The sequence below is a fragment of the Achromobacter sp. SD115 genome, assembly GCF_017355315.1.
In the GTDB taxonomy this organism is placed as follows: domain Bacteria; phylum Pseudomonadota; class Gammaproteobacteria; order Burkholderiales; family Burkholderiaceae_B; genus Achromobacter; species Achromobacter xylosoxidans_B.
Genome location: NZ_JADIJM010000012.1, coordinates 144,760 through 171,756, shown reverse-complemented (window position 1 = coordinate 171,756; position 26,997 = coordinate 144,760). Strand labels below are relative to the sequence as shown.

Here is a 26,997-nt window from a genome sequence, read left to right as displayed (position 1 = left end):
CGGGCGTTTTTTCCGACCCCTACGACCGGAGGAAAGCAATGGCAGTCGCCCTGGAACTCATTTCGCAGCATCGCTGCTTCGGCGGCTGGCAGCGCTATTACCGCCACGAGTCCGCGGAGATCGGCCTGCCCATGCGCTTCTCCGTCTACGTGCCGCCGCAGGCAGAGCAAGGTCCAGTGCCGGTGCTGTTCTACCTGGCCGGCCTGACCTGCACGGAAGAAACCTTCATGATCAAGGCAGGCGCGCAGCGCCTGGCCGCGGAGCTGGGCGTCATGCTGGTCGCTCCGGACACCAGCCCGCGCGGCGCCAACGTGCCTGGCGAGGAAGAAAGCTGGGACCTGGGTACCGGCGCGGGCTTCTACGTGGATGCCACCACGCCCGCCTGGCGCGGCCACTACCGCATGTACAGCTACGTGACGCAGGAACTGCACGGCATCGTCACGGGCGAGGCGCTGCCCGGCGACGCCTCGCGCACCGGCATCTTCGGCCATTCCATGGGCGGCCATGGCGCACTGGTGCTGGCGCTGCGCAACCCCGGCAAGTTCCGTTCGGTGTCGGCGTTCGCGCCTATCGCCGCGCCCAGCCAGTGTCCCTGGGGCAAGAAGGCGTTCGGCGCCTACCTGGGCGACAAGTCCGAGGACTGGGCCGCCTACGACGCGTCCGCGTTGATGCGCGGCGCGGCCAACCCGTTCCCCGCCGGCATCCTGATCGATCAGGGCGAGTCGGATCAGTTCCTGGCCGAACAGTTGTATCCCGAGGTATTCGAGGCGGCTTGCGCCGCCGCTGGACAGCCGCTGGACCTGCGGCGCCACCCGGGCTACGACCACGGCTACTACTTCATCTCGACCTTCATCGAGGATCACATCCGGTTTCACGTCGAGCGGCTTGGAAAACCGGCGCCCTGAGGGGGCGCTTCTATACTGGCGAGCCTGCCGCCGCAGGCTTATATCGCGCCCCGGGGCGCCGCCTGCGGTCTGTGCTCAATAGGAACGCCTGATTTGATCAACGGAATCGCTCCCTTCGTCTGGATACTGCTGGGCGCCGTCGTCGTCCTGCTGCCGGGCATCGTCATGCTGCTGGGCCGCGGCGGCCCGCGCGACGAGCGTGGCCGCAAGGTGTTCCAGTTCCGGCCGGTGCGGCGCTTGTTCGGTCTGATGCTGGTGCTGCTGGGCTGCGTGTCCGGCCTGCTGGCGCTGTCGCTGGTGCAGTTCTTCCGCCTGACGGCCGACGAGCCGGTGGCGCGCATCGAAGTCCGCCAGGTGGCCGACGGCCAGTTCCAGGTCAACGCCAGCGCGCCCGGCACCGGGAGCAAGCAGTACGTGCTCTACGGCGACCAGTGGCAGATCGACGCGCGGGTGGTGCGCTGGCGCCTGCCGGCGCTGATGGCCGGCGTGCCGCCGCTATACCGGCTGGAACGCTTGTCCGGCCGCTATAGCGACGCGGCGCGGGAGGCCTCGGCCACGCGCTCGGTGCACGCGCTGGACGACTGGCCGGCGCCTGATCTGGCGTCGCTGAAGAAGAATTTCCCGAACTGGTTCCCGTTCGTCGATGTCCAATTCGGTAGCGGCGCGTATATGCCGATGTTCGACGGCGCGCGTTACCAAGTGCTGATGGATCCGCGCGGGGCGCTGTTCGTGCGGCCCGACGGCGAGGCCACGGCCGAAGGCCTGAAGCGCCTGGGCTGGTAGCGGTGCTTCCGCACCGCGTCCGCTGAGCGGGCTGGCTGCTCCCCTGGAAGGCGTGTCGCCCTTGGCGTGTCACGGCAGGGTGGCGGTGGCCCCCGCTCCATAAAAAATAAACGGGGACATATTTAGACCAAGGAAACTTTGACGCGCCGCAATAGTCGAATTAGCACTCCCAATACTAGAGTGCTAACATCGAATCCATGTCGTTACCCCTTCGCCATCCGGAGACCCCCGCTATGAAGCAACCCAGTACCTCGTTGGCCGCTTCCGGCAACGCCCTGGCGTTGGCCATTGCCAATCCGGGCGCACTTGGCACGATCGACGCTTATATCTCCTCGGTCAACCGCCTGCCGGTCCTGTCCGCGGAACGTGAAACCGAGCTTGGCCGCCGCCTGCGCGACCAGGAAGACCTGGGCGCCGCGCGCGAACTGATTCTGTCGCACCTGCGCCTGGTGGTGTCGGTGGCCCGTCAGTACCTGGGCTATGGCCTGCCGCATGCCGATCTCATCCAGGAAGGCAACGTCGGCCTGATGAAGGCCGTCAAGCGTTTCGACCCCGAGCGCGGCGTGCGCCTGGTGTCGTTCGCCGTGCACTGGATCAAGGCCGAAATCCACGAATACATCATCCGCAACTGGCGCCTGGTGAAGGTTGCAACCACCAAGGCCCAGCGCAAGCTGTTCTTCAATCTGCGCAGCATGCGTCCCGACGGCCAGACGCTGGATCCGGATCAGGTCGACCACATCGCGCGCGAACTGAACGTGCGCCGCGAAGACGTCAGCGAAATGGAAGTGCGCCTGTCCGGCCGCGATATGTCGCTGGAAAACCAGGACGACGACGATGACAGCTACGCGCCCATCGCCTACCTGTCCGACGAAGGCCGCCAGGAACCCACCCGGGTGCTGGAACGTGCCGCGCGCGACCAGCTGCAAAGCGCCGGCCTGACCGACGCGCTGCAGGCGCTGGACCCGCGTTCGCGCCGCATCGTCGAGGCCCGCTGGCTGCAGGATGACGGCGGCGCCACGCTGCACGAACTGGCGCAGGAGTTCGGCGTGTCGGCCGAGCGCATCCGTCAGATCGAAGCGGCTGCGCTGAAAAAGATGCGCGGCAATCTCGCGTCCTGAGCCTGCTTGAGCCACACAAAGGGCCGCTGACCGCGGCCCTTTTGCTTTTCCGGCGGACCTGCAACCGCGCATGAATAAATTGATACAAATTCGGGCGGAAATTTTGCGCGGCGCAAGAAACTTAATGAGGATCGCCCCGCCTAACTTCATGTAGACCGCGAACTTCGGTTAGCAGTCTTGTCATCCGTCTCGGCTTCTCCTCTTTCCCCTCCCCTATGAGACGGATGCTTGCGGGGCACCATGCATAGCTGGTGCCCCGTTTTTTATGCGCGTCCGGTATGGGGCCGCAGGCCGAGGCCGTGGCGGACACGGTGTGTCGCCGGAAGAATGCCTAGGCCGCCTGGGCGTTGTCGGCAGCCATCTTGGCCCCGTGCCACAGCGCGTCCTGCACGCGCCGCACGCCTGTGGCCATCGAACCGTCCTGGTATAGCTTGATCCAGCGGTAGCCGGGCGCCATGTTGTCCACCACGTGCTTGCCGTCGCGGATGCTGAACTGAAAGCAGGTCGACGGCGTGGCCAGCATGCGCAGGTTGTGGCGGCGGCGGTCGAACTCGTGATGCACATGGCCCCACAGCAGCACGCGGACCTGCGGCCAGCGCGTCAGCAGCTTGAAGAGCGCCTGCGGGTTGTCGATCATCATCGAATCGTGCCAGTGGCTGTCGATCTGCATGGGATTGTGATGCATGGCGATCAGCGTGTGGCGGCCCGGCGTCTCGGCCAGCGCGGCTTCCAGCAGGTCGAGCTGGCTCGCGGGCAGATGGCCGGCGTTGGAGCCGGGCACGGTAGTGTCCAGCGCGACCACGCGCCAGGCGCCCACGTCGGTCACCGGAACCGACCATTGCGGCAATTCCTGGCGCATCACGGCCGGCAGGTCATGGTTGCCCGGCAGGCAGCGGATGCTGGCCTGCGCCAGGGCGGGCGCCTCGGACAGGACGCGCGCCAGCCGGCGATAGGCCGCGGCCTCGCCGTCCTGGGACATGTCGCCGGTGGCCAGCAGCAGATCGGGATGCTTGCCGTCCGCTTCGATCTGACGCAGTACCGCGCGCAGGCTGGCGTCCGTGTTGACGCCCAGCATCGAGGTTTCGGGCTCGCCGAACAGATGGCTGTCGGTCAGCTGGACCAGCATGGCGGGCGCATCGTCGCGCCGGGTCAGGGAATGGATCCGGGCCAAGTGCCGCTCCTGCAAAGTTCTTGTGCGATTCCACATTACCCAAAAAACACGGCGCGACGCGTATCGCTTGTCCGCATTGGGGTAACGAAACGTGCATTCTCCACGATTCCAGACAGTTTCCGGCCCGGTCGCGGGGGAAAAAGCCGCTATTCTTGTGGAACTTCACATAAGCTCCACCCAAAGAACATGGATGTAGGTTTTCTCGTATTCGGCCTGGCAGGCTTGCTGACGCTGGTCTGTTTCATGCCGCCTTTGGCGGGCCGACTCAAGCTGCCCTACTCGGTGCTGCTGGCCATCGTCGGCTGTCTGCTCGGCATCATCGTGCACGTGCACGGCTGGGCGCCCAGCTGGATCGGCGACTTCCTGGACTCGCTGGAACGCTTCGAGATTTCGTCCGAAACCTTCCTGATGGTGTTCCTGCCGGTGCTCCTGTTCGAGACCGCGCTGTCCATGAACGTGCGGCGCCTGATGGACGACATCGGCCCCATCCTCATGATGGCCATCGTGGCCGTGGTGGTCTGCACCGTGGTGGTCGGGGTGACGCTGGACGCCATTTCGCCCTATGGCCTGGTGGTCTGCCTGTTGCTGGGCGCCATCGTCGCCACCACCGATCCCGTGGCGGTGGTGGGCATCTTCCGCGAAGTGGGCGCGCCCAAGCGCCTGACTACCCTGGTCGAAGGCGAAAGCCTGTTCAACGACGCGGCCTCGATCGCCTTGTACTCGGTGCTGCTGGCCGTCCTGGGCGGCCACGGCGAACTCACCGCCAGCGGCATCTTCAACGACTTCATCGTGCACTTCATCGGCGGCGGCGTGGCCGGCTTCGCCATGGGCCGGCTGGCCTGCTTCCTGTTCGCCTGGCTGCGCGGCTTTCCCACCGCGGAAATCACGCTGACGCTGACGCTGGCCTATCTGTCCTTCTTCATTTCCGAGCACTACCTGAACGTGTCGGGCGTGGTCGCCACCGTGATCGCCGGCCTGGTGGTCGGGTCCACCGGCCGCACGCGCATGTCGCCCACCACCTTCGAGTATCTGTCCAGCGCCTGGGAACAGTTCGGGTTCTGGGCCAACTCGCTGATTTTCCTGTTCGCGGCCATGCTGATTCCCAAGCTGATGGCGGCCGCCGACTGGCAGGAACTGGCGCTGGTGGCGGTGGTGTTCGTGGCCACGCTGGTGGCGCGCGCCATCGTCGTCTTCGGCCTGCTGCCCCTGCTGGGGCTGACCCGGCTGGGAACCAAGGTCAGCAACCCCTACAAGGTGGTCATGCTGTGGGGCGGCCTGCGCGGCGCCGTGTCGCTGGCGCTGGCGCTGGCCGTGACCGAGCAGACCGGCGTGGCCGAAGAGGCGCGCCAGTTTATCGCGGTGGCCACCACCAGCTACGTGCTGCTGACCTTGTTCATCAACGGCATCAGCCTGCGTCCGCTGATCCGCATGCTGGGCCTGAACCAGCTGTCGCCGGTGGAGCGCACCATCCGCAACCAGGCCCTGGCGGTGGCGTTGGAAGACCTGCAGGGCAAGACCGAAGAGGTCGCCAAGACCGAGCACATCGGCACCGAGGTCCGCGACCGCATCCGTGCCGTGTTCGATGCCAGCCTGACCAGCGTGCACGACGGCCAGGTCAGCCAGATGACCGACGACCAGCGCGTGTCGGTAGGCCTGGCCATCGTGGCCCAGCGCGAAGAGGAAATGTTCTTCGACATCCTGAAGGCGCAGATCGTGGACTGGCGCATGGCCGAAACCCTGCTGGCGCGGGCGGAACGGCTGGAGGACGCGATCCGGCTGGGCGGCATCCCCGGCTTCGAGCGCGCCATTGTTGCCGACGTGCGCTATTCCACCGGTTTCCGCCTGGCCCTGCGCCTGCACTACCTGTTCGGCTTCCAGGGCTGGCTGGCGCGCGAACTGGGCCAGCGCTTCGCCAACCTGATGAGCAAGCGGTCGGTGGCGCAACGCCTGATCGCCTTCGCGCGCGAACAGATCACGCCGCTGCTGGGCGAGGAAGCCACCCAGCGCATCGTGTCCCTGCACCAGCGCCGCCTGGACCTGATCGAAAACGCCATGCAGGCCCTGAACCTGCAATACCCGTCCTATGCGCAGTGGCTGCAGGAAAGCTACCTGGGCCGCGTGGCCCGCGAAATGGAACGCATCCGCTACCGCGACATGCTGGAGCAGTTCCTGATCAGCGGCGAGGTGTACGCGGACCTGATGGCGCAGTTGAAGAGCCGCTGGGCCCACATCGACAAGCATCCGCCGTTGGACATCGAAATGAGCGCGGCAGAATTGATCAAGCGCGTGCCGCTGTTCGAAGGCCTGTCCGCGGATTCCTTGCGGGCCATCAGCAAGCTGCTCAAGCCGCGCCTGGCGCTGCCGGACCAGCGCGTGCTGACCAAGGGCCGTCACGGCGAAGAGATGTGTTTCGTGGCATCGGGTGCCGTGGCCGTGCATCTGCCCGACAACACCATGATCGAACTGGGCAGCGGCGAATTCTTCGGCGAACTCGGCCTGCTGGGCGAACAGCAACTGATGCCGGAGGTGACCTCGCTGGGCTACAGCAAGCTGTTGATGCTGTCCTCGCGCGATTTTCACGCCCTGCTGGCGCGTGACGAGCATCTGCGCGAACGCATCCAGGTCGTGGCCAAGCAGCGCCTGCGCGCGATCGAAGTGTGGAAGCAGTTTTCGCAAGCCAATGCGGCGCCCGCGCCGGTCCCTGCGCCGGTGTCGGCGCCGACGCCAGCGCAGGCCGCCGAGGCCGCGGAAGCGGCGGGCGCTGCGTCGGGTTCCGAGGTGCTTGCGGCCCGCGAGGCCCGGGAAGCGGACGCGCCGGCCGCAAGCGATGTCCGGGACAACCCTGCGGATAGTCCCGCAGACAACCCGGTGGACAAGCCCGCGAACACCCCGCCTTTGGGCGAGCCGGGCATCGTTCCGCGTTAGCGCTGGACCCCGTGGATGCCGGCGCATCCGCAGGATGGGGGGCTAGGCCGGGATATCGCCTGCCGCGCGGCGCTGCATGATGTCTTCGATGATCACCAGCGCCGCTTCCAGCGTGAATTCGCCTTCCGCGACCTGATGCACGGCCGTAGCCGCGTCGATGGTGGCGATTTCCATGACTTCGCCGTCCCGGTTGGCCGGGCGGACATCCGCCGCGAGCACGCAGGTGCTGGTCAGGACATCCTCCACCTGATAGCCCTCGGGCAGGCGGCGATGGATGCGCAGGATCGTGCGCAGGGGCGAGCGCCGCGTCAAGTCGGGCTCGTCCAGTCCCGCTTCTTCGCCGCATTCGCGCACCAGCGCCAGCTCCAGGTCTTCGCGGCTGCCGGCCAGTCCGCCGACCAAGGTGTCCCACATACCGGGATCGGTGGACTTGCTGAGCGCGCGGCGCGCGACCCACAGGCGGCCATCCGGCGTCCACGCGTTCAGGTGCACAGCCTTGGTAAGCAGGCCCAGCGGCCGTACCGCCGCGCGTTCGATTACGCCCAGCGGTTCGTCGCCATCCAGAACGTCCAGCAATTCGTCGCGCCAGCCGCGCAGGCAGTTGGCTTGGCGCAACAGTTGCGCGGCCTGTTCGAGCACGCTGTTCAGGTCTGCGCCGGGTTGCAGGTCCGTCCCGATGCGCAAGGTTTCACCGTCCGCCGCGATGCCGGGTGCGCCACGCAACGCGTCGCATGCCGCATGCGTGGCCCAGCCGCAGCGACGCCCCGCTATATATAAAGCGCGCGCGCCTTCAGGGGCGGGCTCTTGCGCGCGGGCGCGCAGGTCGGCGTACAAGTCGGACAACTGCTTGGGCATCGTGGGACCGTGTTGATGATGTTGCCGACGATTTTATGCCACCCTGTTTTACGGCGTGCGGTCAAGGGGCGCGGCCAGATGGGGGCGGGGCCGATGAATTCAAGGGCGCTAACTTACATCTGTTTGCGCGTCCGCTATAATCCGCCAGTTTCTTTGTGATTTCGAGTGGGAACGACAGGGGCCGCTCTATCTCCCTGCCACGCCCTACCATCTAATAATTGCGCGTTGCCCGGTTCCGGCGACTTCCGCCACTAGCGAACGGACCTTCGCGCCGTGTTTCGAGGTAAGCATGAAGAAGTGGAGAGGGATACTGGGGGCTTGTGCGATGCTGATTGGCAGCGTGGCAGGTGCTCAGGTGCAAGACATGCCCGGCGGCCCGAAGGTCAATCAGCTCAACCTGCATGAAGGTGTCACGGCGATCTCGCGCGACATCATGTGGTTGCATTGGATGTTGCTCACGATCTGTATCGTGATCTTCATCGGCGTCTTCGGAGTGATGTTCTACTCCATCTGGGCGCACCGCAAATCCAGGGGCCACAAGGCCGCGACCTTCCATGAGCATCTGGGCGTGGAAGTTGCCTGGACCGTCATCCCGTTCATCATCGTCATCGCCATGGCGTTGCCCGCCACCAAGACGGTGGTCGCGATGAAAGACACCTCCAGCGCCGACCTCACCGTGAAGGTCACCGGCTATCAATGGAAGTGGGGCTACGAATACCTCGATGGCTCGGCCACCGGTATCAAGTTCCTCTCCACGCTGTCCACGCCGCGCGCGCAGATCGAGAACCGCGAGCCCAAGGGCGAGTTCTACCTGATGGAAGTGGACAACCACCTGGTCGTCCCCGCGAACAAGAAAGTTCGTATCGTGCTGACCGCGGCCGACGTCATCCACTCCTGGATGATTCCCGACTTCGGCGTGAAGCAAGACGCCATTCCGGGCTTCCTGCGGGACACCTGGTTCAATGCCGACAAGCCCGGTATCTACCGCGGCCAGTGCGCGGAACTGTGCGGCAAGGATCACGCGTTCATGCCCATCGTCGTGGAAGTCATGGCGCAAGCCGACTACGATAAGTGGGTTGAAGACCAAAAGAAGAAGATGGCGGCAAACGCCGACGATCCCAATAAAGAGTGGACGGAAGCCGAACTGGTTGCCCGCGGCGAAAAGGTTTTCGCGGCAAATTGCGTGGCCTGTCACCAGGCCAACGGCAAGGGCATCCCGGGCAGTTTCCCTCCGCTCGACGGAGACAAGGTTGTTCTGGGCCCGAAGGCGGAACAGATCAACACCGTGCTGAAGGGCAAGCCCGGCACCGCGATGGCGGCATTCGGCGGGCAGCTCAACGATGTCGAGATCGCAGCGGTCATCAGCTATACGCGCCATGCCTGGAGCAATGCAGGCAAGGGGCAGGACCCGACGGTTCTACCGAAGGACGTGGCGGCTGCGCGCTGATTGCGCGCGCCGGGTCACACCCTCGCAGAACCGGTTCCGTTTAGTTAGAGATACCCTGCCGGCCCCGTGAATCGGGCCCGGCACTCAGCAGGAAGGAGTCCATCATGAGCAGCGTCACTGTAGACCACGTGTCGCCGGGCCACGGCCACGGTCACGATGACCACCACCACGCCATCCCCACCGGTTGGCGCCGCTGGCTTTTCGCCACGAACCACAAAGACATCGGGACGATGTATCTCATCTTCTCGTTCGTCATGCTGCTGGAAGGCGGGACGCTGGCACTGCTGCTGCGCACCGAGCTCTTCGAGCCGGGCCTGCAGTTCTTCCGCCCCGAACTCTTCAACCAGTTCACCACCATGCACGGCCTCGTCATGGTGTTCGGCGCAGTCATGCCGGCCTTCGTGGGCTTCGCCAACTGGATGATCCCGATGCAGATCGGCGCCTCCGACATGGCGTTCGCCCGCATGAACAACTTCAGCTTCTGGCTGCTGCCGGTGGCCGCGATCATGCTGACGGCGTCGTTCTTCGTGCCTGGCGGCGCCACCGCGGCCGGCTGGACGCTGTACGCGCCCCTGTCGCTGCAGATGGGCCCGGGCATGGACTTGGCGATCTTCGCGCTGCACATCATGGGCGCCTCGTCCATCATGGGCGCGATCAACATCATCGTCACCATCCTGAACATGCGCGCGCCTGGCCTCACGCTGATGAAGATGCCGCTGTTCTGCTGGACCTGGCTGATCACCGCCTTTCTGCTGCTGGCCGTGATGCCGGTGCTGGCCGCCGCCATCACCATGGTGCTGACCGACCGCCATTTCGGCACGGGCTTCTTCAACGCAGCCGCTGGCGGCGACCCGGTCCTGTACCAGCACGTGTTCTGGTTCTTCGGGCACCCCGAGGTCTACATCATGATCTTGCCGGCGTTCGGCATCGTGTCGGCCATCGTACCCGCGTTCGCCCGCAAGAAGCTGTTCGGCTACGCCTCGATGGTCTACGCCACCGCATCCATCGCCGTGCTGTCCTTCATCGTGTGGGCGCACCACATGTTCACCACCGGCATGCCGGTGACGGGCCAGCTCTACTTCATGTACGCCACCATGCTCATCTCCATCCCGACCGGGGTGAAGGTGTTCAACTGGGTCGCCACGATGTGGCGCGGCTCCATGACGTTCGAGACGCCCATGCTGTTCTCGATCGGCTTCATCTTCGTGTTCACCATGGGCGGCTTCACCGGGCTGATCCTGTCGGTGGCCCCGATCGACATCCAGGTCCACGATACCTATTACGTGGTCGCGCACTTCCACTACGTGCTGGTGGCGGGTTCGCTGTTCGCCCTGTTCGCCGGCGCTTACTACTGGGTGCCCAAGTGGACGGGCCGCATGTACAGCGAAAAGCTGGGCAAGCTGCACTTCTGGTCGACGCTGATCTCGTTCAACGTCACCTTCTTCCCGATGCACTTCCTGGGCCTGGCAGGCATGCCGCGCCGCTATGCCGACTACGCCGGCCAGTTCACGACCTTCCACCAGATGGCCACCATTGGCGCGTTCTGGTTCGGCCTGTCGCAGCTGATCTTCCTGTGGGCGATGGTGCGTTGCTACCGTGGCAAGGGCGACGTCGCCTCGGCCAAGCCGTGGGAAGGCGCCGAAGGCCTGGAATGGACCGTGCCCTCGCCCGCTCCGTTCCACACCTTCGAAACCCCGCCCGAAGTGAAGTGAATCGGCCTTTCATGTTTCAGGTAGCACAGCAATGACACCCGAGCAGCGCCGCCGCAACAAGATCGCAGGTCTGGTCCTGCTGGCTTTCGTCATCGCCGTGTTTGCCTGGACCGTGTTGCGCGGCTCGGCGCTGTTGTCCGGCGTCGCTGTCAGCTAGGCGCAGGCCATGAGCGACGACCTGCGCGAAACCTCCCAGCGCAAGCTGAGTTTCCTTCAGACCATGAAGGCGGTGGCGTGGGGGTTTTTCGGGGTGCGCAAGGGTGCGGGCCACCGGGAAGACGTCGCCAAGCTCAACCCGGTCCATGTGATCGTGGCGGGGCTGCTGGCAGCGGCCATCTTCGTTACTGTGCTGGTATTAATTGTGCGTTGGGCCGTTTCCAGCCTGACTTGAATCACTTAATTCTATAAATCTGTACCAGGGAGAAAGCCATGAGTGCAAGCCACTCGGTTCAAGGTAAAGAGGCACCGTACTACTTCGTGCCCGCCGATTCGGGTCATCCCGTGCGTACGGCTGTGGCGCTGCTGTTCATGGGCCTGAGCGCCGCGGCCTGGATCAACGGCGTCAGCTGGGCCAAATGGACCCTGCTGGGGGGCTTCATCGGCCTGATCGTGGTGCTGTACTACTGGTTTGGCGACGCCATCCACGAATCCGAGATCGGCCTGAACAGCAAGCGCATCGACGGTTCCTACCGTTGGGGCATGAGCTGGTTCATTTTCTCGGAAGTCATGTTCTTCGCGGCGTTCTTCGGCGCCCTCTGGTACACGCGCACCATCACCACGCCCTGGCTGGGCGACATGGATCACCGCCTGATGCTGTGGCCCGACTTCCAGGCCGTGTGGCCGAACTTCGGTCCTGCCGGCGTGGTCGAGCACTTCCAGACCGTCGGCCCCTTCTGGCTGCCCACCATCAACACCGCGCTGTTGCTGAGCTCCGGCGTCACGCTGACCATCGCCCACCACGCGCTGCGCGAGAACCATCGTGGCAAGACCATCTTCTGGCTGCTGGCCACGGTCGTGCTGGGCTTCCTCTTCGTGACCTGTCAGGCTTACGAATACCACCATGCCTACACCGAGCTGAACCTGAAGTTCAATTCGGGCGCCTACGGTTCGCTGTTCTACATGCTGACGGGCTTCCACGGCTTCCACGTGCTGCTGGGCGCCACCATGTTGACGGTCATTCTGGTTCGCCTGATCCGCGGCCATTTCACGGCCGATCATCACTTCGGTTTCGAAGGCGCCGCCTGGTATTGGCACTTCGTGGACGTGGTGTGGCTGGGCCTGTACCTGTTCGTGTACTGGTTCTGACCGCCACGCGGAACAAATGAAACGCGCCAGTTCTTGTGTGAGAACTGGCGCGTTTTACTCATCTGCGATCGTCATGCATATCCGGGAACCCGCGTCCCGGATGCCTATCTAAGGCCTGTGCTCTCGATCCAGCCCATGTGGTGGGCGAACAGCACGAACAGGAACAGGGCCACCGATAAGCCGATGCGCACCGTCAGCGCGTTGACCGTGCGGCTGGTGGTTCCCTTGTCCCGCATCAGGTAGACCAGGGCCGATGCCAGGCTGGCCAGAATCCCGATGAAGGCCAGGACGACGAAAACGCGCATGGTGGTCTCCGGACGAATCAGAGTAGTTAGTGTAGATATATGGCCCGACCGCATTCAACCCGATACACGGTAGCCGCCTTGCTGTTGCTGGGCGTCGCCGTGATCATCCTGGCATCGCTGGGGCAATGGCAATTGCGCCGCGGCGATGAGCGACGCGCCATTCTGGCCGCTATCGAAGCAGGCCGCAAGCAAGCGCCGCTGCCCTTGACCCCGGCTACCGACCCCGCCCAGATGACCGCCTGGCGCTCGGCACAGGCCTCCGGGGTCTGGCTGCCGCAATTCAGTGTACTGCTGGACAACCGCAACCACGACGGCAAGCCTGGCTACTGGCTGGCCACGCCGCTGCTGCTGGACGCCGATGCGCGCCGCGCCGTGCTGGTGTTGCGCGGCTGGATTCCGCGCGTCATGGGGACCCAGGGGCAAGGCCCCGCGCAGCCGCCGCTGCCGGCCACGCCTTCGGGGCCGCAGACGGTGACGGGCGAGCTTTCGCCGCGCGTGCCGCGCCTGTTCGAGATCTGGACGCTGGGCGGGGCGGAACAGTCCGCCTTGCCGGCGTCGCTGCCGGCGGCGGATGGCGTCTTGCCCCAGGTGCAGAACCTGCCGTTGGACGCATACGCCAAATCCACCGGCCTGGCCCTGCTGCCCACGGTGCTGTCGCAATCCGCCGGCAATGCGGACGATGGCCTGGTGCGGGACTGGCCGCAGCCGTCCGTGGACTTCCAGCAGAACACGTCCTATGCCGTACAGTGGTTTGCTTTTGCCTCGATTGCCGCCGTTGCATGGTTGGTGGTGCTGGGGGGCGCCGTCCGGCGCATGCGGCGCGCGCAGAACGCGCCCGGGGCCTGACCGGGGCGCCAACTCTTAACCCGCAAGACGACGACAGGATACATAGTGGCTCGCGATCTTTCCTCTACCAAGCCCGCACGCAAGCGCTCCTTGATGCCGATGCTGCTGGTGTTCCTGTGCTCGCTGGCGCCTATCGTCGCGGCGATCGTGGTGTACATGAATCCGCAGTGGTGGCCCGATGAGTCCAGCAACTACGGCACGCTGCTCAGCCCGCAGCGGCCCATGCCCGTGGCCGAGGAATTGCGCCTGACGACGCTGGACGGCAAACCCTTCGATCTGCAGAGCCTGAAGGGCAAGTGGCTGCTGGTGGCCGCCGATGGCGGCGCCTGCCCCGAAAGCTGCGCCCGCAAGCTCTTCATTGCACGCAACAGCCACGCCAGCCAGGGCAAGAACGTCGACCGGCTGGCGCGCGTCTGGTTCATCACTGACGATGCTCCGGTGCCGGACAAGGTGCTGGAAGCCTACAAGGGCACGGTCATGGTGCGCGCCAATCCCGACCAATTGGCGCGGTTCCTGCTGGCGCGCGATACTGCCGCCGGCCAGCCCGGGCTGGAGGCGCCGATCTGGGTGATCGATCCGCTGGGCAATCTGATGATGCAGTACCCTGCCGAGGCCGATGGCGTGAAGGTGCGCAAGGACATCAGCAAGCTGGTATACAGCTCAAGAATAGGTTGATGGGCCCACCCCCGAAGCGCTTGCGGCGCTTCGCCTTCAAAGGGGGGCCCACCGAGGGGGGCCGCGCATGGACCGGCAAAGCCGGATCCCTGGCGGCCCGGATCGGGGCGCATAGTTTTATTGCGTCGTGCGCATTGCGCGCGGCGCCGCAGAGTGGATGTTTATGGAAATCGAACGCATCAAAGCGCGTTATCGCAAGCTGGTCTTCTTTACCTGGTTCCTGACGCTGGACCTGATCATGTTCGGCGCCTTCGTGCGGCTGACGGACTCGGGACTGGGCTGTCCCGACTGGCCTGGCTGCTACGGCAGCGTGACCCCGCTGGGCGCGATGGGCGACATCCACGAAGCATCGCAGGCCATGCCGTTCGGCCCGGTCACGCTATCCAAGGCCTGGATCGAAATGATCCACCGCTATGTCGGCACCATCCTGGGCATGCTGATCATCGGCATCGTCTACATGGCGTGGCGCTACCGGAGCCAATTGGGCCGTTCGCCCAAGCTGGCCGTCGTGACCCTGATTGCGGTTTGCGTGCAGGGCGCGTTCGGCGCCTGGACCGTGACGCACAAGCTGATGCCCGTGGTCGTGACCGCGCACCTGGTGTTCGGCCTGTCGGTGCTGGCGCTGATGACCTGGCTGTCCGCGCGCGAGCGCCCGCATCTGGCCATATCCGCGGCGGCCACGCGCTGGAAGCCCTGGGTGACCGGAGGCTTCGTCCTGCTGCTGGTGCAGGTGACGCTGGGCGGCTGGGTCAGCACCAATTACGCCGCGCTGGCCTGCATGGACTTTCCCATGTGCCACGGGGCCTGGGTGCCGGAAATGGACTTCCATGGCGGCTATTCGATCATCCGGGCGCTGGGCGAACTACCGTCGGGCGAGATGATTTCCCAGCCGGCGCTGACCGCGATCCACTGGGTCCACCGCAACTTCGCCTTCGTGGTATTCCTGTACCTGGGCATGCTGGCCTGGCGCTTGCGCGCCGAGCCCGGCCTGCGCGGCCCGGCCACGCTGATGCTGGCGCTGCTGGGCGCGCAGCTGCTGACCGGCCTGACCACGATCTTTTTCCAGTGGCCGCTGTTGATCGCGGTGCTGCACAATGGAGGCGCCGCCGGCCTGACCCTGGCCGCGGTGGTTTTGATGGTGCGTTTGTCCACAGCTGGACGCGTGCCCGCCTGGGGCTACGGCCCCAATTCGGTGCGCGTTTAAAATAGGGCCCACTATGACCAGTATTGCCGCTCCTCAGCCCGGATTGTTCCGCCAGTATTTCGTCCTCACCAAGCCGCGCGTGACGCAGCTGGCGGTGTTTTGCGCCGTGATCGGCATGTTCCTGGCGGCGCCGGGCATTCCGGATATGCGCCGGGTGCTGTTCGGCACCCTGGGCATCTGGCTGCTGGCCGCGGCCGCCTTCGCCATCAATTGCCTGATCGAACAGGAAATCGATGCGCGCATGTTGCGCACCGCGCGCCGCGGCACGGCGCGCGGCACGATTTCGTCGTTCCAGGTGCTGAGCATGTCCGGCCTGCTGGGCGGCGCCGGCATGCTCGTGCTGTATCACATGGTCAACCCGCTGACCATGTGGCTGACCTTCGCCACCTTCGTGGGCTACGCGGTCATCTACACCGTCATCCTCAAGCCGCGCACGCCGCAGAACATTGTCATCGGCGGCCTGTCGGGCGCCATGCCCCCCGCCCTGGGCTGGGCCACCGTGGCGGACTCGGTGCCGGCCGAGGCCTGGATCCTGGTGCTGATCATCTTCATCTGGACGCCGCCGCACTTCTGGGCGCTGGCGCTCTACCGCAACCACGACTACGCCAAGTCCGGCCTGCCCATGCTGCCGGTCACGCACGGCAACCAGTTCACGCGCCTGCACATCCTGTTGTATAGCGTGGCGCTGGTCGCCACCACGCTGCTGCCCTACGCCATCCGCATGAGCGGCGAACTTTACCTGGTGTCGGCGCTGGCGCTGGGCGGCATGTTCGTTTCCTACGCCTGGCGGCTGTACCGCGCCTACAGCGACGAGCTGGCGCGCAGCATGTTCCGTTTTTCCATACTCTACCTGGCGCTGCTGTTCGGCGCCCTGCTGGTGGACCACTGGGTCGGCCTGCTGCGCTGACCCCCTGGAGATTGTTGATGTCCATGTTTTCCGCCAGCCGCCGGCTGGTCCTGCGCGTGAGCGCCGCCGCCGCTTTCACCATCGCCCTGGCCGCTTGCGGCGACAACGCGCCCGTGTTCAAGGGCAGCGACATCAGCGGCACCCAGTTGGGCCGCGGCATGGAGCTGGTCGATTACAACGGCAAGACGCGCCAGTTGAGCGATTTCGCCGGCAAGGTGGTGGTCGTGTTCTTCGGCTTCACGCAGTGTCCGGACGTGTGCCCGACCTCGCTCGCCGAATTGACCGAAGTCATGAAGAAGCTGGGCCCGGACGCCGATCGCGTGCAGGTGCTGCTGATCACGGTGGACCCCGAGCGCGACACGCCTGACGTCCTTAAGCAGTACGTCACCGCCTTCGATCCGCGCTTTCTCGGGCTGACCGGCACGCCGGACCAGGTCAAGAAGGCCGCCGCGTCCTTCAAGGCCTATTACGCCAAGGCGCCCACCAAGGACGGCAGCTACACCATGGACCACACGGCCGCGTTCTACCTGCTGGACGGCAAGGGCGAATCGCGCGTGCTGGCCAACAACAATATCGGGGTGGAAGCCCTGACGCAGGACATCAAGGCCCTGATCAAGGGTTGATCAGGCAGGGGCCGCTCAGGCGGCAGCGGCCAGGCTTACCTGCCGGCCGCGGCCCAGCCTGCCAGCGCGGCACGGGCTTTGTCGCTCAGTTCGGCGGCGGGGATCTCGCGCTGGTGCGCCATGATCATCAGCGCGTAAGGCGTGGCCAGCGCGGCAGCCTCGGGGCACAGGCGGGATTCTTCGCCCACTGACGGCGAAATATTGCGCCAGTAGTTGATGGCCTGTTCGAGCTGGGGCAGGGTGATGGGATCCATCCGGCTATTGTCCACGAATGGGCAACGCTGTCCACCAGCGCAGATCCTGCAAAGAAGCGTCACCATCGCAACACGCCGAAACCGCGCCAGGGTGCTATACCACTGCCGGTTAGTAACGATGGAGCATCGTCATGAATACTTCCGCCAAAATCGAAAATGCGCGCCGCGCCATCCATCCCCTGGTTGCCGCGGCCGCGATCGCCATCATCGTCATGTGTACGGTGGGCGTGGCTGCCGTGATGGGCTGGCTGCCCTCGCCTTCGGCCAATCCGCATGCGGACGAGCCGGTGGCCGAGGCCGGCCCGGAAGGCGCCAACCTGGCGCCCGCACCGCAGGCCGCCGTGCCGCCCGCGCCGACCCAGCAAGGGGCCCAGGCGTCCGCCGCGCCGCGTTCCCAGGCTCAGACCCAGGCGCCTGCACCAGCCCAGCGCCCCGCGCCGCAAGCCTGCGCGACTTGCGGCGTGGTGGAGTCGGTCCGACAGGTGCAGGTACCCGTCAAGGACAATAGCGACCACCTCATCGGCACCATCGGCGGTGGCGTGGTCGGCGGCGTCGTGGGCAACCAGTTCGGCGGCGGCAGCGGCAAGACGGCCCTGACCGTGCTGGGCGCCGTGGGCGGCGCTTTGGCAGGCCGTGAAGTTGAGCGTAATATCAGACAGCAACAAACGGTGACGCACTATGAACTCACGGTGCGCATGAACGACGGCAGCACGCGCCAGTTCCGCAGCGCGCAGCCGTTCGCCTTTGCGTCAGGCGATCATGTGCGCGTGGAGAACAATCAGCTGCTGCGCGGATGATCCCGCCTGCCGGCGACCATCATCTGTCTTAGGGGAGACCAGGAATGAGCGACCAACACACCAACCCGTTCGTTCTGCCCGGCATGGGCCAGCATTCCGACCTGTCGGGCAACCCGCTGCTGGCCAGCATGGAAATGATGCGCCAGGCCTGGGCGGGCCTGACCGGACCTGGAGGCCTGGCCAGCAGCCTGCCCATGGCTCCCCCGATGAACCTGGAAGACCTGGATCGCCGGATCGCGGAATTGCGTTCCGTGGAAAACTGGCTGCGCATGAACCTGTCCATGCTGTCCAGCACGATCCAGGGCATGGAAGTCCAGCGCTCCACCATCAGCACGCTGCGCGCCTTCGTGGACAGTGCCGCCAACCTGGACATGGGCGCCTTCAAGGACAGCGGCGCGGCTTCGCCGCTGGAAGTGGTGCTGGGCCTGAAGCCCGGGCCTAAATCCGCGGCCAAGGCGACGGCAGCAGGCCCTGCCGCCGAAGGCGGCAAGGCCAAGGGCGAAGAGGCCGCAGGACAGCAGCAAACCGCCGCGCCGGGCATGAGCGAGCAGATGGGCGCTGCGGCGCAATCGGCTTCCAAGGCCTGGTGGGATCTGCTGCAGCAGCAGTTCAACCAGATCGCCGCCGCCACCGCGGCCTCCATGCCGGCGGCGCCAGCCGCTTCCGGCGTCGATGCCGCGGCCAAGGCCGAGCCCAAGGCTGGCGAGTCCAAGGCCGCGGCCGCGCCCGCAGCCAAGGCGTCCAAACCCGCGGCCCGCAAGTCTGCGGCGCCTCGCAAGGCCGCCAAGAAAACCGGACCGGACGCCAGCTAGCGGCGGTCCTCTCTTTAAATCGTCGGGCGAGACGGCCGCAAGGCCTCCCGGTCGCCACTCAACATACTGGAACCTATGCTTAACGTAGTAATTCTTGCCGCCGGACTGGGTAAACGCATGCAGTCCGATCTCCCCAAAGTGCTGCACACGCTGGCTGGCAAACCGATGCTGGGCCACGTGCTGGACAGCGCGCGCCAACTCAAGCCGGCGCGCATCATCGTGGTGGTCGGCCATGGCGCGGACCGCGTCAAGCAGGCTTACGCAGGCCAGGACGACCTGCACTTCGTGCTGCAGCAGCCGCAGCAAGGCACCGGCCATGCCGTGCAGCAAGCGGTGCCGCTGCTGCTCGAAGGCGATGGCAAGGATGACGTGACCCTGGTGCTGTACGGCGATGTGCCGCTGGTGCAGCCTGAAACCCTGCAGCGTCTGCTGGAAGCGCGCGGCGCTGGCGCAGCCGTGCTGACCGAGGTGCTGGCGGATTCCACCGGCTACGGCCGCATCGTGCGCGACGCCAGCGGCAACGTGTGCCGCATCGTCGAACACAAGGACGCCTCGGACGCCGAACGCGAGATCCGGGAAGTGAACACCGGCATCCTCACGGCGCCGACCGCGAAGCTCAAGGACTGGCTGTCCCGCATCGACAACAACAACGCCCAGGGCGAGTACTACCTGACCGACGTGGTCGGCCTGGCGGTGGTCGACGGCGTGCCGGTGGGCGCGGCCCAGCCGGGCGCGTCCTGGGAAACGCTGGGCGTGAACAGCCGTGTGCAGCAAGCCGAACTGGAGCGCCGCTGGCAGGCCGAGCAGGCCCGCCGCCAGCTGGAAGCCGGCGTCACGCTGGCCGACCCGGCGCGCTTTGACGTGCGCGGCTCGCTCACCTGCGGACGCGACGTGTTCATTGACGTGGGCTGCGTGTTCGAAGGCCAGGTATCGCTGGCCGACGGCGTGCGGGTGGGCCCGCATTGCGTGCTGCGCGACGTCAGCGTCGGTGCCGGCACGCATATCGAGGCCTACAGCCATCTGCAACAGGCGCAGGTTGGCAGCGACGCGCGCGTCGGTCCCTACGCGCGCCTGCGTCCTGGCGCCGAACTCGGCGACCGCAGCCATGTCGGCAACTTCGTCGAGATCAAGAAGAGCGTGCTGGGCGCGGACAGCAAGGCCAACCACCTGGCCTACATCGGCGACGCCGACATTGGCGCCCGCGTGAACGTGGGCGCGGGCACCATCACCTGCAACTATGACGGCGTGAACAAGCATCGCACCGTCATCGAGGACGACGCCTTCATCGGCTCCGACACGCAGCTGGTGGCGCCGGTACGCGTCGGCCGCGGCGCCACGCTGGGCGCGGGCACCACCCTGACCCGCGATGCGCCGGCCGAGAAACTGACGGTGTCGCGCGCCAAGCAGGTCACCGTCGACGGATGGCAGCGCCCGGTCAAGAAGTCGTGACGGGGCAGAGCGAGCAGGCGCCCGCAAGCGGCGCCAAGCCCGCCCCGCCCGACGGTCTGCCTACGCCGCGCCGCTATTGGGCAGCGGCAACAGTGATGACAGGCATCAGCCTGTCAGTCCTGGACACCACCATCGCCAACGTGGCGTTGCCCACGATCGCCGTCGACCTCAACGCGTCGCCGGCCCAGGCGGTCTGGATCGTGAACGCCTACAACCTGGCGGTGGTGATGTTGCTGCTGCCCTTGTCGGCGCTGGCCGAGCGCATCGGCTTTCGCCGCATGTTCACCTTCGGCCTGATGCTGTTCACCCTGGCCTCGCTGGGCTGCGCCCTGGCCGGCACGCTCTGGCAGCTGACGGCGGCGCGCGTGTTCCAGGGCATAGGCGCGGCTTCGCTCATGTGCATGTTCGGCGGGCTGGTGCGCAACATCTATCCGCTCAAGCTGCTGGGACGCGGGATCAGCATCAACGCCACCACGGTGGCCATCATGTCGGTGCTGGGGCCGACCATAGGCTCCGCCATCCTGTCGGTGGCGCCCTGGCCCTGGATCTTCGCCGTCAACCTGCCGATCTGCGCGCTGGCGATGCTGGGTCTGCGCCATCTGCCGGAAGTGCCGCGCAACGACGTGAAGCTGGACTGGTTCAGCGCCTTGCTGTGCATGCTGACCCTGGGGGTCTTCATTTCGGGCGTGGACATGATGGGCATGGACCTGCTGCGCGGCATCGGCCTGGTGGCGATCGCCACGGTCATCGGCTTCGTGCTGGTGCGCCGCGTCGGCAAGCAGCCTGCGCCGCTGGTGCCCGTGGACCTGCTGCGCATCCGCCCGCTGGCCTTCGCGGTGGGCGCCTCGGCCTGCACCTTTGCGGCGCAGATGGCGTCCTATGTGTCCCTGCCGTTCTATTTCCAGCAGGTGCTGGGCCGGCCCTATCTGGAAGTAGGCATGCTGATGGGCGCCTGGCCCGTGGGCACCGCCATCATCGCCCCGCTGGCGGGCCGGCTGTCCGACCGCTATTCGGCCGCCACGCTCAGCGGCATAGGCGCGGCCGCCATGGTGGTCGGCATGCTGTGGCTGGCGGCGCTGCCGGCCACGGTCTCGAACTGGCCCATCGTGGCCGGCATGTTCGTGGCGGGAATGGGCTTCGGCTTCTTCCAGACGCCCAACAACCGCGCCTTGCTGTCGGCCGCGCCCCGCTCGCGCAGCGGCGCGGCGGGCGGCCTGCAAGCCACCACCCGGGTGTTCGGCCAGAGTTTCGGCACGGCGCTGGTTGCCATCGCGTTCAGCATCAGCCTGGCCCATGGCCCCGGCCTGGCCCTGGTGCTGGGCACCATCTGCGCCGCGCTGGCGGTAGTGGTCAATACGGTCCGCTTCAGCAAGCTGCGGGCCTGACGGCCACGTTCCGTGGCCCGTGCGGCGTCCCTTGCTGGCGCCGGCGGGCCCGGTCCTTCGGCCGCTTCTATAATGGCGGCCGGCGCTGGATGTCTTCATCCGGCGCAACGATTACCTATTTTGAAGGCGTTCAGGCATGAAGATCACGGTCGTGGGTACCGGTTACGTGGGGTTGGTGTCGGGGGCGTGCCTGGCCGACATGGGCAACGACGTCATGTGTCTGGACGTGGACGCGGCGAAGATCGCCCTGCTGCGCCAGGGCGGCATCCCCATCTACGAACCCGGTCTTGAAGACCTGGTGCGCCGCAACGTGCAGGCGGGCCGGCTGCATTTCACCGATGACGTCGCGCAAAGCGTGGCCTTCGGCGACGTGCAGTTCATCGCCGTGGGCACCCCGCCCGGCGAAGACGGCTCCGCCGACCTGAAGTACGTGCTGGCCGCCGCCCAGAACATCGCGCGCCACATGACGGCGCGCAAGCTGATCGTGGACAAGTCCACCGTTCCCGTCGGCACGGCCGACAAGGTGCGGGACGTGGTGACGCGCGAATTGGCTGCGCGCGGCGTGGATATCCCCTTCAGCGTGGCGTCCAATCCCGAATTCCTGAAGGAAGGCGCCGCCATCAACGACTTCATGAGCCCGGACCGGGTCGTGGTCGGCGCGGACGACGACTACACCGTCGGCGTCATGCGCCGCATCTACGAACCCTTCCAGCGCACCCATGACCGCCTGATGGTGATGGACGTGCGCTCGGCCGAGCTGACCAAATACGCCGCCAACGCCATGCTGGCCACGCGCATTTCCTTCATGAACGAAATGGCGAATCTGGCCGAAGCGCTGGGCGCGGACATCGAACAAGTGCGCCGCGGCATCGGCGCCGATCCGCGCATCGGCTACCACTTCCTGTATCCCGGCGCGGGCTACGGCGGTTCCTGCTTCCCCAAGGACGTGCAGGCATTGGTCAACACCGCCGCCGAGAACGCCCTGCCCATGCGCGTCATCGAGGCCGCCGAGGCCGCGAATCACGCGCAGAAGTTCCGCCTGTCCGAAAAAGTGGTCGCACGTTTTGGCGAAGACCTGAAGGGCCGCAAGATTGCGCTGTGGGGCCTGTCTTTCAAGCCCAACACCGACGACATGCGCGAAGCGCCCAGCCTGACCGTCATCGCCGAACTGACGCGCCGTGGCGCCGAAGTGCGCGCGTACGACCCCGTGGCCATGCACGAGGCCGGCCGCGTCCTGGCCGGCAAGCCCGGCATCAGCTTCGCCACCGACATGTACGACGCGCTGGACGGCGCCGACGCGCTTCTGATCGCGACCGAATGGAAGGTCTTCCGCGCGCCCGACTTCGACCGCGTCAAGGCTCTGCTCAAGACGCCGCTCATCATCGACGGCCGCAACCTCTACACGCCCGCCGACGTGCGTGGCCTGGGCTTCGAATATTCGGGTATCGGCCGCGCATGAAGATCCTGCAGCTGAACTTCGAGAAGGGCTGGCGCGGCGGCGAACGGCAGACGCTGTATTGCATGCGCGCGTTCCGCAAGGCCGGCCACGACGTCGAAGTGATGTGCCGCGAAGGCGCGCCCTTGGCCGAGCGCGCGCGCCAGGAGGGCTTCGTGGCCCACACCTGCCGCAACGTGCCTGGGCAGCTGGCTTTCCTGGCCGGCGCCGGCCGCTACGACATCGTCCACGCCCAGACCGCCAACACCATCACCTGGGCGGTGTTGACCAAATGGCTGCACCGCCGTCCGGTGGTCTTTTCCCGCCGCACGTCCTTCGTGGTCAAGCCCGGCGACGAATGGAAGACCGGCTTCAAATGGCGTCACGCGGACCTGTTCGTGGCGATCAGCGAGATGGCCGCCGGCGAGCCGCGCCGCCTGGGGATCGAACCCGTCATCATCCGCAGCGCTGTCGAGCCGCACCAGATCAACGCTGAAAACGTCGCCAATCTGGTGCGCGAATTCGACCTGACCGGCAAGAAGGTCATGGCGACGTCCGCCGCGCTGATCCGCGACAAGGATCCGGTCACTCTGGTGCGCGCCGTGGGCGAACTGGCCAAGACGCGCCGCGACTTCGTATTCCTGCACTTCGGCGCGGGCGGCGACCGCGAGCAGCAGGCCCGGGACGAGGCGCGCAAGCTCGGCATCGAGGACGTCTATCGCTTTGCGGGCTTTCGCAAGGGCGTGGAGGATTTCTACAGCATCCTCGACGTATTCGTCATGAGCTCCGAGGAAGAGGCCCTGGGCAGCAGCGTGCTGGACGCCTTCCTGCAACGCGTGCCGGTGGTGTCCACCGATGCCGGCGGCCTGAAGGAAAGCCTGGCCGACGGGCGCGGCGTGCTGTGCGCCGTGGGCGATTTTCAGGCCATGGCCCAAGGCATGGCCCGCTGCCTGGACGACGCGGCCTTCCGCCAGGAAGTCACCGAACGTGCCTACGAATACGTGCGCAACGAGCACGACGTGCAGAAAATGGGCAACCGCTACCTGGCGCAGTTCGAGCGCCTGATCGCCCGCCGCTGACCCTCGCGCGCGTCAGGCGCGCACGTCGATCCGGGTCTCGAACTTGGCGCGATGCACCGAGAAGAACGTGCGCACATTGCGCACGTTGGCCTGCGCGGTGAAGGCCCGGTGCACCAGCGCGTGATAGGCCGGCATGTCCTTCACCTGCGCGATCACCACGAAATCCGGCCCGGGCGACACCCGGTAGCACTGCAGCACGGCGGGTTCGGTCAGCATGCTCTGCTCGAACGCGTCCAGGCTTTCCGCCGCCTGCACGTCCAGCGTGATCTCGACGATGGCAGTCAGCGTGCTGCCCAGCTTTTCCGCCGCCAGGATCGCCACCTGCCTGTCTATCACCCCTTCATCGACCAGCCGTCGCACCCGCCGCAGGCAGGTCGGGGGCGAGGCATGCACCCGCTGCGCCAGGTCCTGGTTGGTCAATGAGCTGTCTTGTTGTAACTGTTCAAGAATGCGCCGGTCCAGATCATCCAGCTCTGGCAGGGGAATCTGTGCGTTTTGCATTGATAATTTCAAAAATATGGCTTGGAAGAAATATTATTTAATCACATTCATGTAAGGGAATTAACTTCCATTTCTTGTTCCATAAAGAAATCAAATTTCTTGCGGGGACGAGCACAATGCGTCGGTACACGAACTTACCGGAGCACTCTCCTATGTGCGGCATTGTTGGCGCCGTCGCCCAGCGCGACATCACCCCGATCCTCGTTGAAGGCCTCAAGCGCCTTGAATACCGCGGCTACGACTCTTGCGGCGTCGCCGTCTACGCCGACGGCCATCTGCGCCGCACGCGCAGCACGCAACGCGTGGCCGAATTGGCCGAGCAGGTCGCGCAGGACAAGGTGCAGGGTTTCACCGGCATCGCCCATACCCGCTGGGCCACCCACGGCGTGCCGGCCACGCACAACGCCCATCCGCACTTCTCGCGCCTGGGCAACGACGAGCCGCGCATCGCCCTGGTCCACAATGGCATCATCGAGAACCACGACGAACTGCGCGCCGAGCTGCAGGCCGTGGGCTACGTCTTCGAAAGCCAGACCGACACCGAAGTGATCGCGCACCTGGTCAACCACCTGTACGCCGGCGACCTGTTCGAAGCCGTGCAGAATGCCGTGCGCCGCCTGCATGGCGCTTACGCCATCGCCGTGTTCTGCCGCGACGAGCCGCACCGCGTGGTCGGCGCGCGCCAAGGCTCGCCGCTGGTCGTGGGCGTGGGCCAGAACGAGAACTTCCTGGCTTCCGACGCGCTGGCCTTGGCCGGCACCACCGACCAGATCATCTACCTGGAAGACGGCGACGTCGTCGACCTGCAACTCTCGCGCGTCTGGATCGTGGACGCCAACGGCAAGAACGTGGACCGCGAAGTCCACACCGTGCACGTGCATACCGGCGCGGCCGAACTCGGCCCCTACCGCCACTACATGCAGAAGGAAATCTTCGAACAGCCGCGCGCTGTCGGCGACACGCTGCAAGACATCGAATCCATTACGCCCGAACTGTTCGGCGACCAGGCCTACAAGATCTTCAAGGACATCGACTCCCTGCTGATCCTGGCCTGCGGCACCAGCTACTACGCCGGCCTGACCGCCAAGTACTGGATCGAATCCGTCGCCAAGATCCCCGTGGCGGTGGAAATCGCCAGCGAATACCGCTACCGCGACAGCGTGCCCAACCCGCGCTCGCTGGTGGTCACCATCTCGCAGTCCGGCGAAACCGCCGACACCCTGGCCGCGCTCAAGCACGCCCGTTCGCTGGGCATGGAAAACACGCTGACCATCTGCAACGTGTCCACCAGCGCCATGGTGCGCGAGTGCAAGCTGTCGTACATCACGCGCGCCGGCGTCGAGATCGGCGTGGCTTCCACCAAGGCCTTCACCACCCAGCTGACGGCCCTGTTCCTGCTGACGCTGACCTTGGCCCAGGTGCGCGGCCACCTCACCGAAGAGCAGGAAGCCGAGCACCTGAAGGCGCTGCGCCACCTGCCCGTGGCCATCGGTTCGGTGCTGGCCCTGGAGCCGCAGATCATGGCCTGGGCCGATCGCTTCGCCTCCAAGGAAAACGCCCTGTTCCTTGGCCGCGGCATGCACTATCCGATTGCCCTGGAAGGCGCGCTCAAGCTCAAGGAAATCAGCTACATCCACGCCGAAGCCTACCCGGCCGGCGAACTCAAGCACGGCCCGCTGGCCCTGGTGACCGAGCACATGCCCGTCGTCACCATCGCGCCCAAGGACGAGCTGCTGGAAAAGCTGAAGTCCAACATGCAGGAAGTGCGCGCCCGCGGCGGCGAGTTGTACGTCTTCGCCGACGCCGACAGCAAGATCCAGAGCGCCGAGGGCATGCACGTGATCCGCATGCCCGAGAACTACGGCAAGCTCTCGCCCATCCTGCACACCATCCCGCTGCAACTGCTGTCGTATCACACGGCATGCGCGCGGGGCACGGACGTGGACAAGCCGCGTAATCTGGCCAAGAGCGTGACGGTGGAGTAAAGCCGCCTGCAATTGAGCAAAAAGCCCACCGCGTGCGGTGGGCTTTTTTCATTTGCGGGGCCGCGTGTGCGAATACTTACTATGGCGGTAGCGGGAGTCAGGCTTTGTTATGTCTGAATAATGACTGTATCCAGGCTGTTTTGGAATATGACATGCCCCTGGGTCATTAATAAATAACTCCTTGTGGCTATTATGTTTTTTCATTTTGGTTAAACCGGACCAAGAAAAACTCTTTTATATATTTGCTAACAATCTCAAGATCGGCCTATGTTGCGGTCCATGTAATGAATGTAATTGTTTGAGGGATTTCCCTGGGTTTATTGCGGCGAATCTGATTTATTTCAACAGCGATAAAAATATTTAGAAAGAAATTCGCTGTCTACGCCCCGTACGATTCGTTGGCTCGTCGTTTGGCACGTCTAAACACGTATCGAGCTGTAAACATTCTTAAGCAATACGCCCGCCCGAACCGGGGCAAACATATTCGATTCCGCATCGATTTCCTGTCCCCCGGGCGTC

At 65.4% G+C, this 26,997-nt stretch carries 26 protein-coding genes; 21 read left to right on the top strand and 5 right to left on the bottom strand.

Features of this window, described 5'->3' with window-relative positions; translation table 11 throughout:
• The first annotated feature begins 38 nt into the window (after positions 1-38).
• The 3 genes from fghA to rpoH all read left to right on the top strand — a co-directional run bounded on the left by fghA (position 39) and on the right by rpoH (position 2,806).
• Complete coding sequence (fghA, locus tag IPU70_RS18380) at positions 39-905, top strand: S-formylglutathione hydrolase (protein WP_207469201.1); 867 nt, start codon at positions 39-41, stop codon at positions 903-905.
• 93 nt (positions 906-998) lie between these two features.
• Complete coding sequence (locus IPU70_RS18375) at positions 999-1,688, top strand: hypothetical protein (protein WP_207469200.1); 690 nt, start codon at positions 999-1,001, stop codon at positions 1,686-1,688.
• A 233-nt stretch (positions 1,689-1,921) separates the two neighbouring features.
• A complete protein-coding gene (rpoH, locus tag IPU70_RS18370; protein WP_173144569.1) occupies positions 1,922-2,806 on the top strand; it encodes an RNA polymerase sigma factor RpoH in 885 nt (294 codons plus the stop codon).
• Positions 2,807-3,137: 331 nt separating this feature from the next.
• Here the strand turns inward: rpoH and cpdA are convergent, their stop codons facing one another.
• A complete protein-coding gene (gene cpdA, locus IPU70_RS18365) occupies positions 3,138-3,977 on the bottom strand; it encodes a 3',5'-cyclic-AMP phosphodiesterase (RefSeq protein WP_207469199.1) in 840 nt (279 codons plus the stop codon).
• Between the two features lie 186 nt (positions 3,978-4,163).
• Here cpdA and IPU70_RS18360 point away from each other — a divergent pair, with 186 nt between their 5' ends.
• Positions 4,164-6,902 carry a cation:proton antiporter gene (locus tag IPU70_RS18360; protein WP_207469198.1) on the top strand — a complete coding sequence of 913 codons (2,739 nt, stop codon included), beginning with the start codon at positions 4,164-4,166 and terminating at the stop codon, positions 6,900-6,902.
• A gap of 42 nt (positions 6,903-6,944) precedes the next feature.
• Here the strand turns inward: IPU70_RS18360 and IPU70_RS18355 are convergent, their stop codons facing one another.
• On the bottom strand, positions 6,945-7,757 hold the full coding sequence (locus IPU70_RS18355; RefSeq protein WP_207469197.1) for an NUDIX hydrolase family protein: 813 nt from the start codon (positions 7,755-7,757) through the stop codon (positions 6,945-6,947).
• A 289-nt stretch (positions 7,758-8,046) separates the two neighbouring features.
• On the opposite strand from IPU70_RS18355, the gene coxB reads away from it, so the two are divergent.
• The 5 genes from coxB to IPU70_RS18335 all read left to right on the top strand — a co-directional run bounded on the left by coxB (position 8,047) and on the right by IPU70_RS18335 (position 12,221).
• On the top strand, positions 8,047-9,204 hold the full coding sequence (gene coxB / locus IPU70_RS18350; protein ID WP_041652075.1) for a cytochrome c oxidase subunit II: 1,158 nt from the start codon (positions 8,047-8,049) through the stop codon (positions 9,202-9,204).
• A 104-nt stretch (positions 9,205-9,308) separates the two neighbouring features.
• Complete coding sequence (ctaD, locus tag IPU70_RS18345) at positions 9,309-10,916, top strand: cytochrome c oxidase subunit I (protein ID WP_173144564.1); 1,608 nt, start codon at positions 9,309-9,311, stop codon at positions 10,914-10,916.
• Between the two features lie 31 nt (positions 10,917-10,947).
• Positions 10,948-11,073 carry a cytochrome oxidase small assembly protein gene (locus tag IPU70_RS32825; protein ID WP_013390977.1) on the top strand — a complete coding sequence of 42 codons (126 nt, stop codon included), beginning with the start codon at positions 10,948-10,950 and terminating at the stop codon, positions 11,071-11,073.
• Positions 11,074-11,082: 9 nt separating this feature from the next.
• Complete coding sequence (locus tag IPU70_RS18340; RefSeq protein ID WP_013390978.1) at positions 11,083-11,307, top strand: DUF2970 domain-containing protein; 225 nt, start codon at positions 11,083-11,085, stop codon at positions 11,305-11,307.
• 38 nt (positions 11,308-11,345) lie between these two features.
• Entirely contained in the window at positions 11,346-12,221 is an 876-nt protein-coding gene (locus tag IPU70_RS18335) for a cytochrome c oxidase subunit 3 (RefSeq protein WP_013390979.1), read from the top strand.
• 104 nt (positions 12,222-12,325) lie between these two features.
• Here IPU70_RS18335 and IPU70_RS18330 read toward each other — a convergent pair whose 3' ends face one another.
• On the bottom strand, positions 12,326-12,526 hold the full coding sequence (locus IPU70_RS18330; RefSeq protein WP_006224570.1) for a twin transmembrane helix small protein: 201 nt from the start codon (positions 12,524-12,526) through the stop codon (positions 12,326-12,328).
• 39 nt (positions 12,527-12,565) lie between these two features.
• Here IPU70_RS18330 and IPU70_RS18325 point away from each other — a divergent pair, with 39 nt between their 5' ends.
• The 5 genes from IPU70_RS18325 to IPU70_RS18305 all read left to right on the top strand — a co-directional run bounded on the left by IPU70_RS18325 (position 12,566) and on the right by IPU70_RS18305 (position 16,781).
• Positions 12,566-13,372, top strand: coding sequence for an SURF1 family protein (locus IPU70_RS18325; protein WP_207469196.1), 807 nt, complete (start codon positions 12,566-12,568; stop codon positions 13,370-13,372).
• Between the two features lie 93 nt (positions 13,373-13,465).
• Positions 13,466-14,047: a hypothetical protein gene (locus IPU70_RS18320; RefSeq protein WP_242702580.1), complete on the top strand. Its 582-nt coding sequence runs from the start codon at positions 13,466-13,468 to the stop codon at positions 14,045-14,047.
• A 169-nt stretch (positions 14,048-14,216) separates the two neighbouring features.
• Entirely contained in the window at positions 14,217-15,251 is a 1,035-nt protein-coding gene (locus IPU70_RS18315) for a COX15/CtaA family protein (RefSeq protein WP_207469236.1), read from the top strand.
• A 13-nt stretch (positions 15,252-15,264) separates the two neighbouring features.
• Positions 15,265-16,158 carry a heme o synthase gene (gene cyoE, locus IPU70_RS18310; protein ID WP_207469193.1) on the top strand — a complete coding sequence of 298 codons (894 nt, stop codon included), beginning with the start codon at positions 15,265-15,267 and terminating at the stop codon, positions 16,156-16,158.
• Positions 16,159-16,175: 17 nt separating this feature from the next.
• The gene (locus tag IPU70_RS18305) at positions 16,176-16,781 is read left to right on the top strand and encodes an SCO family protein (RefSeq protein ID WP_207469192.1); all 606 of its coding nucleotides are present in this window, start codon (positions 16,176-16,178) and stop codon (positions 16,779-16,781) included.
• 35 nt (positions 16,782-16,816) lie between these two features.
• Here IPU70_RS18305 and IPU70_RS18300 read toward each other — a convergent pair whose 3' ends face one another.
• Complete coding sequence (locus IPU70_RS18300; RefSeq protein ID WP_207469191.1) at positions 16,817-17,035, bottom strand: DUF3717 domain-containing protein; 219 nt, start codon at positions 17,033-17,035, stop codon at positions 16,817-16,819.
• Positions 17,036-17,166: 131 nt separating this feature from the next.
• On the opposite strand from IPU70_RS18300, the gene IPU70_RS18295 reads away from it, so the two are divergent.
• The 6 genes from IPU70_RS18295 to IPU70_RS18270 all read left to right on the top strand — a co-directional run bounded on the left by IPU70_RS18295 (position 17,167) and on the right by IPU70_RS18270 (position 23,992).
• Entirely contained in the window at positions 17,167-17,832 is a 666-nt protein-coding gene (locus tag IPU70_RS18295; protein WP_207469190.1) for a glycine zipper 2TM domain-containing protein, read from the top strand.
• A 44-nt stretch (positions 17,833-17,876) separates the two neighbouring features.
• Positions 17,877-18,644 (top strand): PhaM family polyhydroxyalkanoate granule multifunctional regulatory protein, encoded by a 768-nt coding sequence (locus IPU70_RS18290; RefSeq protein WP_207469189.1) that lies wholly within the window; start codon positions 17,877-17,879, stop codon positions 18,642-18,644.
• Positions 18,645-18,719: 75 nt separating this feature from the next.
• Positions 18,720-20,093, top strand: a complete 1,374-nt coding sequence (gene glmU, locus IPU70_RS18285; protein WP_207469187.1) for a bifunctional UDP-N-acetylglucosamine diphosphorylase/glucosamine-1-phosphate N-acetyltransferase GlmU — start codon at positions 18,720-18,722, stop codon at positions 20,091-20,093.
• On the top strand, positions 20,066-21,478 hold the full coding sequence (locus tag IPU70_RS18280; RefSeq protein WP_207469185.1) for an MFS transporter: 1,413 nt from the start codon (positions 20,066-20,068) through the stop codon (positions 21,476-21,478). Before glmU ends, IPU70_RS18280 begins: the two co-directional genes overlap by 28 nt.
• A 136-nt stretch (positions 21,479-21,614) precedes the next feature.
• Positions 21,615-22,937, top strand: coding sequence for a UDP-glucose/GDP-mannose dehydrogenase family protein (locus IPU70_RS18275; RefSeq protein ID WP_207469183.1), 1,323 nt, complete (start codon positions 21,615-21,617; stop codon positions 22,935-22,937).
• Positions 22,934-23,992 carry a glycosyltransferase family 4 protein gene (locus tag IPU70_RS18270; protein WP_207469181.1) on the top strand — a complete coding sequence of 353 codons (1,059 nt, stop codon included), beginning with the start codon at positions 22,934-22,936 and terminating at the stop codon, positions 23,990-23,992. The genes IPU70_RS18275 and IPU70_RS18270 overlap by 4 nt, the downstream gene beginning before the upstream one ends.
• 12 nt (positions 23,993-24,004) lie before the next feature.
• Here the strand turns inward: IPU70_RS18270 and IPU70_RS18265 are convergent, their stop codons facing one another.
• The gene (locus IPU70_RS18265) at positions 24,005-24,493 is read right to left on the bottom strand and encodes an Lrp/AsnC family transcriptional regulator (protein WP_207469179.1); all 489 of its coding nucleotides are present in this window, start codon (positions 24,491-24,493) and stop codon (positions 24,005-24,007) included.
• Positions 24,494-24,645: 152 nt separating this feature from the next.
• On the opposite strand from IPU70_RS18265, the gene glmS reads away from it, so the two are divergent.
• Positions 24,646-26,478: a glutamine--fructose-6-phosphate transaminase (isomerizing) gene (glmS, locus tag IPU70_RS18260; protein ID WP_013390993.1), complete on the top strand. Its 1,833-nt coding sequence runs from the start codon at positions 24,646-24,648 to the stop codon at positions 26,476-26,478.
• Positions 26,479-26,997 lie beyond the last annotated feature (519 nt).